The organism is uncultured Dokdonia sp. (genome assembly GCF_947496725.1).
Classification (GTDB): Bacteria; Bacteroidota; Bacteroidia; order Flavobacteriales; family Flavobacteriaceae; genus Dokdonia.
The window spans coordinates 49,954-63,941 of sequence record NZ_CANMDS010000006.1 but is presented as its reverse complement, the minus strand read 5'-3'; the positions used below and the strand labels follow the sequence as shown (position 1 = coordinate 63,941).

Sequence of the window (13,988 nt, the reverse complement as noted above, 5' to 3'; positions counted from 1 at the left end):
GGAGTTTTTTATTTTAAGGTAAATCTTACTGTACAGGCTGTTGTCTAATTATTTTTTTGAGAACTACAATTTGCCCAAAATGATAATGCGAGTGCTCCAGCAGTCCCATTAGATTACGCTCATAAGTACCGTACTTTTCTAATACAAAATTACTCTTTAGCTCTTGGTCTGTAAGCCTAGATGCTTGAGATGCACATCTATCTAGATTTGTATACAATGTATCGAGTCTAAGTTTCCAAGCCTCTTGAGTTTTTAATATAGGTGCATCGTAGCTATATATATCTTTTGCAGTGAGTGGCTTTCCATCCAGAACACCACTTACAGCCTCAATATAATAGTTAATGTGATAGACAAGCTTTGCAATGGTATTAAGTCCATAGAGCGCTTTATTTGCCTCATCTAGTGTTATGTCGTCTAGATGTTCTTTAAGATGAGAACCCGTCGTGTTAGGTCCAGATATGAACTCTCTGAGGTGCTTTGCAAGATGTTGAGAAGTAGTCATTACATTATTTTAATTACAAGATAATGTTTCTACATAAATTTTAAATGTAGTATCACGCTTTCGCGAAAGCGTACTAAGACCGATAATTATAATGCTCATAACTTAAAAACGCTTGTAAAATCTACAATAGATTTTACAAGCGCCTCTAAACTTTGCAACAAATTTTAGTTACATCTCACTTACAAATTCTTTAAAAATCTCTTTGTGACGTTCTAAATCCATATTTGGTGAGAGGGACACACGAGCGATGTAATCTTTATCACCCTCCTTAGTTGTGCCTTGGGTAGAGGTTGCAGGTATAGTCCAGTACACACCCTTAAGTTGCCCATAACTTACACAGTACTTGCTCTCCTTAGGGATTTCTGTAATCATTAAGTTTATAAGTTTGTGGTTGAGCGCTCTTTTATAGGTCTCACGCTGGCCTGGTGTATCACCCTTAGTAGGTAAGTCTAGTGAAAACACAGATGGAGTAAATCCTTCTTGAGCGAGCTCTTCTGAAACAAAATTGATTTTTGCATCTGGCAGCACTTCGCTTATAAAAGTTACAAACTTACGTGTGTTGACATAAGCATCTGCAATGCGCTGGTTCATAGAAGGCAGTTGTTGAGCAAGTAACTCATATTGCAAAGCTGTAGCCTCATTATCGCATATGGTTAAGTGCTTCTCGATATTTGCGATGAGCGGAGTTGCTTTCGTGTTTGCCACACAGTAGCCAGCAGTCACTTTACCGCCACTCGGAAATTTTGATCCGCTGGCGTATGAGATTGCTCTCACAGTTGATAGATAATCATTATCACCTAAGAAGTGTACATTAGGGCAAAACGTTTGATCTAGAATAAATACCGGATCTATTGCTGTGTCTCCACCAGGAGTTTTACGAGGAGTGCTCAACACTTCTTTAAGTTTTACAAGATCTGGCACCTCTACCCTTGGATTTGTAGGGATCTCTGCAATGATATATGGTATAGCGTCTTGTTCTGCGAGTGTAGTAAGTACACGGTCTACACTTTGTACCATATCATTATCACCATCTACCGGTAGGTCTACAACCTCTACATTATCAAGACAGGCAGCTACGCGTCTAGCTTGGTCATTTGTTCCTCCATAACAGTTAGGTGGTACTACAAACTTGATTGCTTTACCAGGGTGTTGTTCTTGAGCTTCTGCCACAAGACCCATCATTATGGCATATTGTATAGATAGTCCACTTGAACCTACAAGCGCTTTTGAGTTTGCTTGTGTTATTTCTTTTATGGTACTTAAAACCTTTACTTTATCTGCTTCTTTGGTACTTTTTTTAGCGGTAAAATCGGTTGTGTTTACGAGAGACTCTAGTGCTACAAGTGTGTTTTCTGGTGTCATTGCCACCGTCTCCCTTCTGCGCACGTGTTGTACATCTGCTACGTAGTGGTTGTTATTTTCTCCATTAATAATGAGAATACTACCTAGATCCCCATACGTATTTACATAAAAGTCTACTTCTTTATGTAAGGCTGTAGTAGCGATTTTTTGCTGTTCAGATAGTAGTACTGTGCTTCCATTAAAAGGTGTGATATCATCAACACTTTCTAGCTTTTGAAGCTCAAAGTTATAGCCGTACACTTCTTTTAAGGCTGTTGTGTCAAAACGAGAAGAGAGCGCTCCAGTATATAAAATGCGTGTGCTCTTATTTTCTAATAAATTTTTACGAAGCACGGCAAGCACAGGTACAGTCTTAGACTGAAAGCTTATAACGCTTTCTGTCTTTAGGGCATATGTTTTTGCTATTGCCCATTCTAAAATACTTGATAGTGGGTGTCCCAGTCTTATATAATCATAAGCCGTAGGTAACTGGCTCAGTGATTTTTGATCTGAAACATTATTGTTATATAGTTTTTCAAACTCATCAAGAAACTGACTTTTAGCTTTAGATTCATCATAGATGTCTAACCTATGTGTGGTAAGACGTAACCAGTCTTGAGGCATTTCTTGTAATACTTCTTTTATATATGCTAGCATTGCGCTGTGTTTTTATGGTATTACCTCATAATCTGTGAGGCTTTATATGTGTCGCAAAGTTATGAGAAAGTATACAAAAACAGGGGAGATTTATGCGTCTTAACGATTACTTAGCGTATTAAAAAACCACCCTAGATGACTAAGGTGGTTGTTTTTTAATTTGCTTTAGCGATATGCTATGCAAAGAGCTATATGAATTAGTATTCCGCTTTCGCGAAAGCGTAAAAAATATTCTAGCTTGCCTCTTTGTTATTTACATAATCCATAAGGTCTACATCATTACCTAGTAGTACTTGCGTAGGGTTGATACGACCTGCTTCTGGTCCGTTTTCTAACTTAAGTACGCCACGAGGACATACAGCGCTACATACACCACAACCTACACAACTAGAACGTACGATGTTTTCTCCTTTCTGAGCATATGCACGTACATCAATTCCTTGCTCACAGTAGGTAGAACAGTTACCACAAGAGATACATTGTCCTCCGTTTGTAGTAATTCTAAAACGAGATTTAAAACGTTGTACAAATCCTAAGTAGGCTGCTAGTGGGCATCCAAAACGACACCATACTCGGTTACCAAAAATAGGGTAGAAACCAGTCCCGATTACTCCTGCAAACCAAGCTCCTATCAGGAAGCTATAGGTGTCTTTTATCCACTGCGAGTTGATTCCTAAAAAAGCTTCTGCCCCGGTAAAGTAACAGTATAATGTGACGAGTGTCATCACTAGTGAAAACACGAGTACCGAGTGTATGAGCCAGCGCTCAAGCTTCCAGGCTTTCATAGACTTATTAGAATGCTGGCGGTAGGGATCACCAAGAGTTTCGGCAAGGCCTCCACAACCACAAACCCAACTACAGTACCACCTTTTTCCAAAGAAGTAAACCATTACTGGTACAATAACTAGTGTAAGCACAACACCCCACACAAGTATGAAGATACCTAAACCACCACTTTGAGTAAGTGTGTCGAGATTCCACTCAAAGAAGAAATCATAATCTAGCGGGAATGCGTTTTTAAAATCATAACCAGGCTTTCCTAAACTTGCCATAATCTCAGGGATAAGAAAGGCAAATACAATCTGAAAGAATAATACAGAGGTAGTACGTACAATCTGGTATTTATTGTGACGGTATTTTATATACATACGCACCGCCATCGTTACCATAATCACACAGTATAAAAAGCCATAAACAAACCACTGGCTGGCATCGCCTCCGTTAAGCGCATTACTTATAGGGTCGAGTATAAATGTCCAGTTTACCACATAGTCTGCATTAAAATAAAGCACGAGATAAAATAGTACGAGGTACACAAGTACCAGCCAGGCAATCCATCCTCTATTGGTTGCTGCCTCGTGATATACGTGGTCATTTTTGATACCTGGTTTGCCTAATAACACGAGATTAGGAAAAATGAACATAAGAGCTCCTAGTATCCCTAGCCCAAAGGTTAAGAACCACATAAGCCCTTTATTTTCTACTATAAATCCTGTTCCGGCTTTTTTGGCTAGTGAGAAGCTAAAGGCTTGAAAGTCTTTATCGTTTATTCTGTACTGATATTGTTCTCCTTTTTTATCCCACTCCTTTGCCGCATCATATTTTGCAATTTGTGCATCATAGTAGTCATTGTTTTGAGCAAGGGCATCTCTTACGGCACCTGTAAAAGCAAATGTGCCTAGTTTTTTACCCACTACGTTATCTGAAATTTTTTGAGCTACTAGCTCACTTTTAATTCCTTTTTCAGAAATAAAGGAATCAAGTTGTTCTTGTTGTAAGGTGAAGTCTCCCATAAAGATGGAAGCTGTCCAGATGGCAAGCCCAGTAATAAAGATCACCAAGCCTAGGTTTTTAATAATTTTCATAAGTGTAAGTCGTTAGGTTGGTTATGCAAAAATTCTTTTCCAGCTTTTCTTTTTGGGACTAAGTGATGTCCCGTATGCAGCATTATAAGCATCGAGAATATCCTTCTCGTAATGGCTGTAAAACTCAGGATCAAAGTTTGCATCTTTAAGATGCTCTAGCACATAATCTGTTGTGCGTCCCTCAGTAAGCCAGCGGTCAAATAGCTCGTGACGTAGCCTGATACCAAAGTTATTTATACCCACAAACTTGCGAGTACCCTCTTGCATCTCTATAGTGATACACTTGTTATCGTCCTTATGCATCCAGTGAAAGTGTGTATTGCCTTCTTTAGGTTTTGAGAACACCCATCCATACGTCTGGTACTCTATATCCATAAATTTTGCACTGTTAAACCAGTGACCAGGGTTATATGCGGTAGGATTTCCAGTTAATGTCTGAGCAAGTGTTTCTCCCATCATTCTGCCCGTATACCAGACAGCCTCAATGGGTCTACGACCGTTTATACCCTCGTGTTGCTCTGCACAATCACCTATGGCATAAATATCTTTTATATTAGTCTCCAGCATAGGGTTTACCTTGATACCTCGACCTAACTCAATACCGCTATCTTTTAAGAAAGCCACATTAGGAGACACACCAGCGGTAAGCCCTACTACGTTACAGGCGATTTCTTCTCCAGTTTCTTTAATAGTTACAGCGCGCACTTTACCATTATCATCTGCTAGAATACTATCTAGATTAAAGCCTAAACGTAAATCTACGTGGTGAGATTTAATGTGTCTGTTAATCATCTCGCTTTCTCCTTGTGGTAAAACGCCATTCCAGAAACTATTTTCTCTTACTAAAAATGTGACCGGTATATCACGCGTGAGCAGCATCTCTACCATCTCAATACCTATAAGACCGCCACCTACTACCACAGCACGTTTACAGGTTTCTTTATCTGGAGCATTTGCCTCTAGCATATCTAGATCTTGTTTTGAGTACAACCCTTGTACACCATCTAGATCTTGCCCTGGCCACCCAAATTTATTAGGTTTTGACCCCACAGCAAGCACGAGTTTATCATAACTCATTTTTTCGCCACCAGAGAGTAATAATTGCTTATTCTCGTGATCTACTGTGTCTACAAAAGCGCGTTTAAGATCAATACGGTTTTTCTTCCAGAAGTAATCTTCATACGGTTTTGTGTGCTCATATTTCATATGTCCCATATAGATATACATAAGCGCTGTGCGAGAAAAGAAGTGATCTGTTTCGGCAGAAATGATGGTGATCTTTTTGTCAGAAGCTTTGCGGATGTGACGGGCGGTTGTAACGCCAGAAATCCCGTTGCCTATAATGACGATATGTTCTTGCATAATGGTTGGTGTTTTTAAGTAATTTGAAAAGAGGTTCTAGTAATGTGGTATGTGATTACGCTTTCGCGAAAGCGTATGTAAAACCTTTTTTCTTCACAAGTTACTAGGGTTGTGTCGAACTAAAGATAGTAAACTTAACAGCACCTAGGCTTATTTAGAACATATCTAAATGAATTGTAGATTAATGCTATAAATACATTAAGGACAACAAGCTATCTGGTGATCAAAATCAATTTATTTTAAGAAAAAGTGTAAGACGATTGTTTTTTACCCGACCCAAGTGCACATAAAACAGCAATTATGAAAATCGTTACATTCCTTTTTACACTACTTGTTATTAACACGATGAGTGCACAGAGTACAGATGCATTTTTTACAGATGCAGATGTTTTTTTTAAAGAATATATAAAAAATGGAAGAGTAGATTATGCTGCTGTACAAAGTAATCCAGAGTCTTTAGATAAACTCCTTGCGGTTGCACAAACTATAAAAGTGAGCAAGACAGATACAAAAACATACCAAGCTTTCTGGATCAATGCTTACAATCTATCTGTAATAAAAGGGGTTGTGGCTAAGTATCCCGTAAAGCAACCGCTCAGCATAAAAGGTTTTTTTGACAAACAAAAACACGCTGTAGGAGGTAGCTCAATCACCCTTAATGATATAGAAAACAAGAAGCTACGTGCTGTTTTTCCAGACGAGGCTCGTTTTCATTTTGTACTTGTATGTGCAGGATTGGGCTGTCCTCCTATAATAAATGAAGCATATATACCTAGTAAGCTTGAAGCTCAGTTACAGCGACAAACTAAACTAGCGCTCAATAATCCATCGTTTATACGAGTAAAAGGCAAAAAGGTACAGATCTCACAAATATTTGAGTGGTATAATGGTGATTTTACTAGAAGTGGGAGTGTGCTGGATTTTATAAATAAATACAGAGGAACTAAACTAGATATAGACTCAAAACTCTCTTATTACCCTTACGACTGGACCCTAAATGATGTCAAATAATGACATCGTACTGAGTCTGCAACGTTTTACGTGAAAGTTGTCATAATACTAAGGTTCGTAAAACAAAACCCTCTAGTAGGCTCAGTTTTTTTAAAGTTTACAAGACTTTCTCACTCCACTACTTGCTCTTACTGAGTGGAGTGAAGAGAGCACAAATAATAAATTTCCAACCTAATATTTAAAAAAATGAAACATTTTTTAATGGGCGCGCTATGCCTAATCGCTACCACTATTTACGCACAAGATATTGATGATAATGAGATAGGCGGCTCTGTCATACAGACGCTTACACCATCTAAGCTTATTGCAAAAGGACAATATGACATCAAGTGGTTTAATAATTTGTACACGCAAACAGAAAGTACATTTACAGATGGTGATGAGCCTAGACAATCATTTTTTACATCATCACTTGAAGCTTTTACTGGAGTTTCAGAAAATAGAAGACTCAATGTAGGTGTAATTTTAGAAGTTCGATCTAATGTAATAGGCGGTAGAGATGCGCTAGATGTCTTTAGTTTTGACGGAGAGCGTGGCACCGCTCGTAGTGGTCTTACTTCTATCGCTCCTGCGGTAAAGTTTGTTCCTTTTGCATCTGTAAATAACTTTTCAATTCAAAGTTCGCTATCTATACCACTTATAGATCAAGAGACAGAGCAAGGAGTTTTTCTTGACCAAAAAGGATTCACGTGGCAAAACCGTTTCTTTTTTGATCACACCTTTGCAGGTGGTGACTGGCAAGTATTTGCAGAGCTTAATTCTGAGTTTAATTTTGGAAAAGAGGCAGAGCAAGATGAGAACTTTGACACCGTAGACGGCAGCTTTGCAAATAATAGTTTAAATCTTACTCCAGGGGTGTTTTTAAGTTACTTCCCTAGTGCTAAGTTTACCGTTCTAGGCTTAGTACAGCACTCACAGCGCATAGATCTAGGTAATGATTTTGAGCAAGACTTTACCGCAGTAGGTGGAGGCGCAAAATATCAACTCACAGATGAGCTCAACCTCGAGGCTTTATATACCAACTTTGTAAGAGGTAATAATACGGGACTAGGTGAGACTTTTAACTTGGGACTACGAGTTGTTTTTTAATATAAGCATCTACTAGATTTGACGTATACTTTATAATCTAGAGATCGCTAGACCTGACCACTTATAAAAGTGGTCAGGTTTTTTTGGTTTACTACATAGAAGCCTATCTTTAATTTCTTGAATTGATACTAATGATAAAAACAGTTTTACAATCTCTCATAATCATACTGGTCTTACAAGCGTGTAGTGCTCAGCCAGCTCCAGAGCAAAAGGTTAACGGTATAAGTTTTGTGGCAAATCGCTCTCCAGTAGACAGCAGTCACGTGGCACCCGTTCTTGATATAAACGCAAACTATGCTGCCGTAATGCCTTTTGGTTTTGTGCCGGCACTAGATAAAGCGCAAATTGTATATAATACAGATAGACAGTGGTATGGTGAGACTAGAGAAGGCGGTCGTAATTATGTAGCACAACTTCACGATAAAGGTATAGATGTGATGCTCAAACCACAGATATGGATACGTCGGGGTGAGTTTACAGGTTACCTCAAGATGGAGACAGAAGGGGAGTGGCTGGCACTTGAGCAATCGTATCGCGATTTTATAATGGATTATGCCACACTTGCTCAAGAGGAAGATGCAGCAATATTTTGCATAGGCACAGAGCTGGAGCAATTTGTAGTAAATAGACCAGCTTTCTGGCAACAGCTCATAAAAGATATCAAAAAAGTATACAAAGGTAAGCTTACGTATGCTGCAAACTGGGATGAGTATAAACGAACACCCTTCTGGCAAGAGCTGGATTATATAGGTATAGATGCTTACTTTCCAGTATGTGATGATCAAACACCTACTGTGGCGTGTGCCATAGAAGGCTGGATAAAATGGAAAGAGGAGATTTCCGCTTTCGCGAAAGCGCAACAACGCAAAGTATTATTTACAGAGTATGGCTATCGCTCTGTAGACTATACAGGTAAAGAACCCTGGCGCTCTGACCGAAGTATGACTCAAGTAAATCTAGAAGCGCAAGTAAATGTTACAAAAGCACTTTATGAAGCCGTCTGGGATGAAGAGTGGATGGCAGGAGGCTTTTTATGGAAATGGTTTATACATCACGACCGTGTAGGAGGACCAGAAAATAGCCAGTTTACACCTCAAAACAAACCAGCTCAAGATATTGTAAAAGAATACTACGGTAGAAATTAAATACGATAGCTCCTGCAATGTTTACGATTAAGAACCGACAGACTCATAGTATCGTAAATAAACCTATGAAACAAATTATATATCTATGTCTGTTCTTGTTACCTTGCCTTGTTTATGCTCAAAAGCAGCAAGTAGAAATAATTACTTTTAAAGGGTTAAAAAAAGTAGATGAGTCACTGTTAAGAAGACTCATAAAAACAGAAGTAGCATCTCCTTATGACTCGCTTAAAGTAGCTACAGATGTAGAGCGATTTAATAGACTTCCTGCTATTGCAAAAGCCACTGCTACTATAGCTGAGGTACGTAATGGTGCTATAGAAGTCACTTATGATATTGTAGAAAATTTTACAATTATACCGGGTATACGTATCTCTGAGGCAAATGATGGAAGTTTTGCCTTTAGACTCAGTGTATTTGAGTTTAACTTCTTAGGCCAGAGCCAGATTGTGGGTGGCTTTTACCAGCGTGATGTTTTTAATTCTTACGGAGCTTACTGGGAGGCCCCATTTTTATTTACAAACAAGTTAGGGCTAGGTGTAAATTACATTAAAGATGTCACCTTTGAGCCCATTTACTTTGATACAACTACTCTCAATTATAAAAAAGATAGAGCGGGAGCTGAGATTTACGGACTTTACGAAATTGACTTTCACAACAAAGCAGAGCTAGGGATTAATATTTTTAAAGAGCAGTATGCTGCAAACGATACAGAGATAGATGCTACTTTTCCAAACAATCTAGAGGCTTCAAAAATTGCTGTGCGAGCTGAGTATGAGACAAATTTTTTAGACATAGATTATCAGTATGTTTCTGGTTTTAGAAACTTACTTGATGCGAGATATATTAATGGAGGTGAGGGCTTACTTGACGACTCTTTTATAGGAGTTAATACAACCGAATATTTTAAAAGAATAGGAAGTAAAGGTAACTGGGCAAGTAGATTACAATTAGGATTTGCTTCTTTTAATGAGTCTGAGTTTGCGCCATTTACTGTAGATAATCAGTTTAACTTACGTGGGGCTGGTAATGATATCGCGAGGGGTGCGAGTTTTATATTTATAAATACAGAGTACCGCCACACGCTGCTAGAGAGAGGCTGGTTTGTACTACAGGGTAATGCCTTTGTAGATGGAGGAACCTTAAGAGAGGCAAGGCAACCGCTAGATGATCTTGTAAGTGGTGATGCTCTTGAGGTATACTCTGGGGTAGGATTGCGTTTTATACATAAACGTATATTTAATGCAGTTATAAGACTAGATTATGGAGTAGGGCTAGGGGCGTCACAAAACAGTGGTCTTGTCTTTGGGATAGGACAGTATTTTTAATAGATAGAGAGATTCTTTTATAATGATGTAAAGTGTTACAGAGAGTATTAATTTTAATGGTATGTTGCATTACTGCTGTACAGCTTGCTGGACAAGAGGGTGAAGTGCTAGACCTTAAAGTACAAGGCACAAAAAGGCTTAAACCTAGTTTTATAAAACTCATAAGTGATATAAAACCGGGAGTTGCATTGGACTCTGCAGTGATAAATCAAGATATAATACGCCTTAAAAGACTTCCAGCAGTTGCTCACGCTTATTTTCAGGTTTTTAAGTCACACGATAACTTCTATAATGTTTTTTATAACGTAGAAGAAAATATCACAATAAACCCGCAAGTTAATTTCTACACGACTAATGATGATGAGTTTGCATACAGGCTAGGTCTTTATGAATATAATTTATTAGGAAGAAATATAGGTTTTGGAGGGTTTTATCAGAAAGATATTTTTAGCTCGTATGGTATAAATTTTAGAGCGCCTTTTTTATTTAATAACAATGTAGGACTTGCGATTAACTTTCAGAGTCTTACTACTCAAGAACCTGTGTTCTTAGATAATGGTACTGCAGACTATAAGTATAACAATACTTCCATAGAGATTTTAGGCCTATATGCTTTTAACTTTAAGCATCGTGTTGAGTTAGGTGTTAACTTCTTTAATGAAGATTATTTATACCTCAATGGAGCCACAGATGTGAGCGTGCCACAAGCCTTTAATGTAGATAAAATACTGCTTAAAGGAATTTATGAGTATGATGCTCTAAAGTATGACTTTCAGTATGTGAGTGGTTTTAAAAGTACTTTTAATGTACAATATGTACAGGCTAATGCGGTGACATTACCAGATTTTACCATCTGGTGGAATGATTTTAGATATTTTGCTAGAATACGAGATAAGGATGGTATTTATGATGGAAACTTCGCAACGCGATTGCGTCTAGGTCTTGCTACAAATGCAGATTCTCCTTTTGCCCCCTTTTCTGTAGATAACAATCTTAATATACGAGGTGTAGGTAATACCATAGATAGAGGCACCGGCGTGGTAGTACTCAATGCAGAGTATAGACAAACGCTAGCAGATCGAGACTGGTTTACAATACAAGGAGTGGGCTTTGTAGATGCTGGCTCTTGGCGCAATCCCGGGGGAGATTTTGGCGATTTTGGTGATGATCAAAATTTACGAGTTTATCCAGGTCTAGGCCTTAGGTTTATTCATAAAAAGATTTTTAATGCCACTTTTCGAGTAGATTATGGGTATGGTGTTACCTCAAATTCCACTAGTGGATTTGTGTTTGGTATAGGGCAGTATTTCTAGTTACGTTTGTTAAACTCAAAACAATTGAGATAATATTAATAAGATCTCATAAGTAGTATTGTAGATTTATATCAGTATTAACAACAAACCAAAAACCAATGTCACTAATAACCATTATTCTAAGTATTCTTTTTCCGCCACTAGCAGTTGCACTAGAAAAAGGAGCAGGAAAAGATTTACTCATAAATATCTTACTTACCCTATTAGGCTGGCTTCCCGGAGTGATTCACGCCTTTTACGTAAACAGTAAATAAGAGCAACACATATATTACAAGCGCCCGCTACATAAGTAGCGGGCTTTTTTATGTTATAAAGACTTGTAGGAGTTTAATAGATATAGGTACGCTTTCGCGAAAGCGTAAAAAAACCTTTTAAAAATAGTAGGTTTTAGACAAACTATAGCAGACATTTTTTCGTAGGTTTAAAAAACCATTACAACCTACATCTATGCGCATCATTACTACTGTATTTGTACTTCTTTACGGCATTTGCACTACTGCACAAGAAGATAAAGTAAGACCTTTTGATGTAGAGGCAGACCTTTTTGGCGGAACGATTTTAGAACATAATCCAGATATCTCTCACCTTATTACAGAACATCCTACGGGAGTGATGCTGGCATATAACCGAAAGACCTATGGTTTTGAACCCTGGGAGCGTCGTTACAACTTTCCAGATGTGGGGTACACCTTTGTGTACCAAGATATGAAAAATGAGTATCTGGGAGAACTATATAGTGTGTATGCGCATTATAACTTCTATTACTGGAAGAGGCGCTTACAGTTTAGAATAGGGCAGGGTCTCGCGATTGCTACAAAACCCTATGACAGGGAGAATAATTTTATAAATAATGCATATGGCACTACAGTCTTGAGTAGCACGATGCTTAAGTTAAGCTATAAGAAAAATAATATTTTTAAAAATATAGGCTTTCAAGCAGGGGTGACTATTATACACTATAGTAATGCAAATCTTAAGGCACCAAATAATTCTACAAATACGTGGGCGTTTACTGCAGGGTTAAATTACTTCCCAAAAGCGGCCGAGTTTCCCGAGTATATACCTATGGGAGAAAAAACTCCTTATAAAGAACCTATACATTTTAACTTAACAGTGCGCGGTGGAGCAAACCAAAGCGATATAAACAACTCACCACGCTATGGTTTTGTTACCATTACTGCCTTTGTAGATAAGCGTATTAATCACAAATCTAGCTTTACGGCAGGAGTTGACGCATTTTTTGCAAATTTTTTAAAAGAGCTCATACGTTATGAGTCTATTGCATATCCAGATGGTGATGTCACGGGTGAGGAAGACTGGAAGCGTTTTGGGATTTTTGTAGGACACGAGCTGCACTTTAATGAGCTTTCTTTTGTATCCCAATTAGGATACTATGTGTACTACCCGTATGATTTTGAAGGGAGATTTTACAATAGGTTAGGTTTAAAAAGAACCTTCGGAAAACACCTTGCAGGGAGTATGGTCGTAAAGGCACACGGTGCAAAAGCAGAGGCAGTAGAGTTTGGTATAGGATATAGATTTTAATAAGATGAGACACTCCATTTATATAGCTAGTATAATAGTAATCATTGTAAGCATCATTTCTTGTGATACAGAAGACACACTTACGTGTCTAAAAGCCACAGGCGATATCATTACACAAGAGTATGACCTAACAGATTTTGATAGTATTACCATCTTTGAACGTGCTCAACTCATAGTGACAGACGCTCCAGATATCTCGGTAAGACTAGAAACTGGAGAAAATTTACTTGAAGATTTTGAAATTCTCATAGAGGACAATACACTCAAAATTAAAAACACAGCTTCTTGTAATGTTATACGTGATTATGATACATCAAAGGTGTATGTGAGTCATCCCGATTTAAAACAAATACGCAATAGCGGCGGGCAAACGGTAGAGGCAGAGGGTGTCTTGACCTGGAACTCACTCAGGTTAATAAGTGATGACCTTATAGAAGAAGACTTTTATCATAAAGATGGTGACTTTAATCTTACACTAGATGCAGAAAATGTGCTATTACAATGCAACGGATTGTCTAATTTCTTCATAAACGGAAGTGTGACAAATCTTACCATAAATTTACTAGATGGTGATAGTAGATTACCCTTAGAAGATCTTGATGTTCAAAATGTCTCTATCTTCCACAGGGGGACTAATGATGTAATACTAGCACCACAATCATCTATCGTGGGAGAATTACGTAGTACGGGTAATTTGATTTTAAAAAATACACCACCAGTTGTTGAGGTAGAAAGCTTCTTTACGGGTGAGGTTATTATTGATTAATTATTCTTTCGCTTTAAGCGAAAAAAAGCGCCCCAGTATGGAGCGCTTTGTATAATAAAATCGAAGT

At 38.1% G+C, this 13,988-nt stretch carries 12 protein-coding genes; 8 read left to right on the top strand and 4 right to left on the bottom strand.

Features of this window, described 5'->3' with window-relative positions; all coding sequences use genetic code 11:
* Window positions 1-25: 25 nt before the first annotated feature.
* The 4 genes from Q0948_RS13055 to Q0948_RS13040 all read right to left on the bottom strand — a co-directional run bounded on the left by Q0948_RS13055 (window position 26) and on the right by Q0948_RS13040 (window position 5,727).
* Window positions 26-502 (bottom strand): DUF1572 domain-containing protein, encoded by a 477-nt coding sequence (locus tag Q0948_RS13055; protein ID WP_298353569.1) that lies wholly within the window; start codon window positions 500-502, stop codon window positions 26-28.
* A gap of 168 nt (window positions 503-670) precedes the next feature.
* Window positions 671-2,500 carry a PLP-dependent transferase gene (locus Q0948_RS13050; protein ID WP_298353566.1) on the bottom strand — a complete coding sequence of 610 codons (1,830 nt, stop codon included), beginning with the start codon at window positions 2,498-2,500 and terminating at the stop codon, window positions 671-673.
* Window positions 2,501-2,733: 233 nt separating this feature from the next.
* A complete protein-coding gene (locus tag Q0948_RS13045) occupies window positions 2,734-4,365 on the bottom strand; it encodes a 4Fe-4S binding protein (RefSeq protein WP_298353563.1) in 1,632 nt (543 codons plus the stop codon).
* A gap of 21 nt (window positions 4,366-4,386) precedes the next feature.
* Window positions 4,387-5,727 (bottom strand): FAD-dependent oxidoreductase, encoded by a 1,341-nt coding sequence (locus Q0948_RS13040; RefSeq protein WP_298353561.1) that lies wholly within the window; start codon window positions 5,725-5,727, stop codon window positions 4,387-4,389.
* Window positions 5,728-6,027: 300 nt separating this feature from the next.
* Here Q0948_RS13040 and Q0948_RS13035 point away from each other — a divergent pair, with 300 nt between their 5' ends.
* The 8 genes from Q0948_RS13035 to Q0948_RS13000 all read left to right on the top strand — a co-directional run bounded on the left by Q0948_RS13035 (window position 6,028) and on the right by Q0948_RS13000 (window position 13,921).
* Window positions 6,028-6,738 (top strand): DUF547 domain-containing protein, encoded by a 711-nt coding sequence (locus Q0948_RS13035; RefSeq protein ID WP_298353557.1) that lies wholly within the window; start codon window positions 6,028-6,030, stop codon window positions 6,736-6,738.
* A 186-nt stretch (window positions 6,739-6,924) separates the two neighbouring features.
* The gene (locus Q0948_RS13030; protein WP_298353554.1) at window positions 6,925-7,827 is read left to right on the top strand and encodes a hypothetical protein; all 903 of its coding nucleotides are present in this window, start codon (window positions 6,925-6,927) and stop codon (window positions 7,825-7,827) included.
* 131 nt (window positions 7,828-7,958) lie between these two features.
* A complete protein-coding gene (locus Q0948_RS13025; protein WP_298353551.1) occupies window positions 7,959-8,972 on the top strand; it encodes a glycoside hydrolase in 1,014 nt (337 codons plus the stop codon).
* A gap of 65 nt (window positions 8,973-9,037) precedes the next feature.
* A complete protein-coding gene (locus Q0948_RS13020; protein WP_299231749.1) occupies window positions 9,038-10,297 on the top strand; it encodes a POTRA domain-containing protein in 1,260 nt (419 codons plus the stop codon).
* 32 nt (window positions 10,298-10,329) lie between these two features.
* Complete coding sequence (locus Q0948_RS13015; RefSeq protein ID WP_298353545.1) at window positions 10,330-11,610, top strand: outer membrane protein assembly factor; 1,281 nt, start codon at window positions 10,330-10,332, stop codon at window positions 11,608-11,610.
* A gap of 98 nt (window positions 11,611-11,708) precedes the next feature.
* On the top strand, window positions 11,709-11,864 hold the full coding sequence (locus Q0948_RS13010; protein WP_021778150.1) for a YqaE/Pmp3 family membrane protein: 156 nt from the start codon (window positions 11,709-11,711) through the stop codon (window positions 11,862-11,864).
* Between the two features lie 193 nt (window positions 11,865-12,057).
* Window positions 12,058-13,155, top strand: coding sequence for an acyloxyacyl hydrolase (locus Q0948_RS13005; RefSeq protein WP_298353541.1), 1,098 nt, complete (start codon window positions 12,058-12,060; stop codon window positions 13,153-13,155).
* Between the two features lie 4 nt (window positions 13,156-13,159).
* Complete coding sequence (locus tag Q0948_RS13000) at window positions 13,160-13,921, top strand: head GIN domain-containing protein (protein ID WP_298353538.1); 762 nt, start codon at window positions 13,160-13,162, stop codon at window positions 13,919-13,921.
* Window positions 13,922-13,988: the final 67 nt, after the last annotated feature.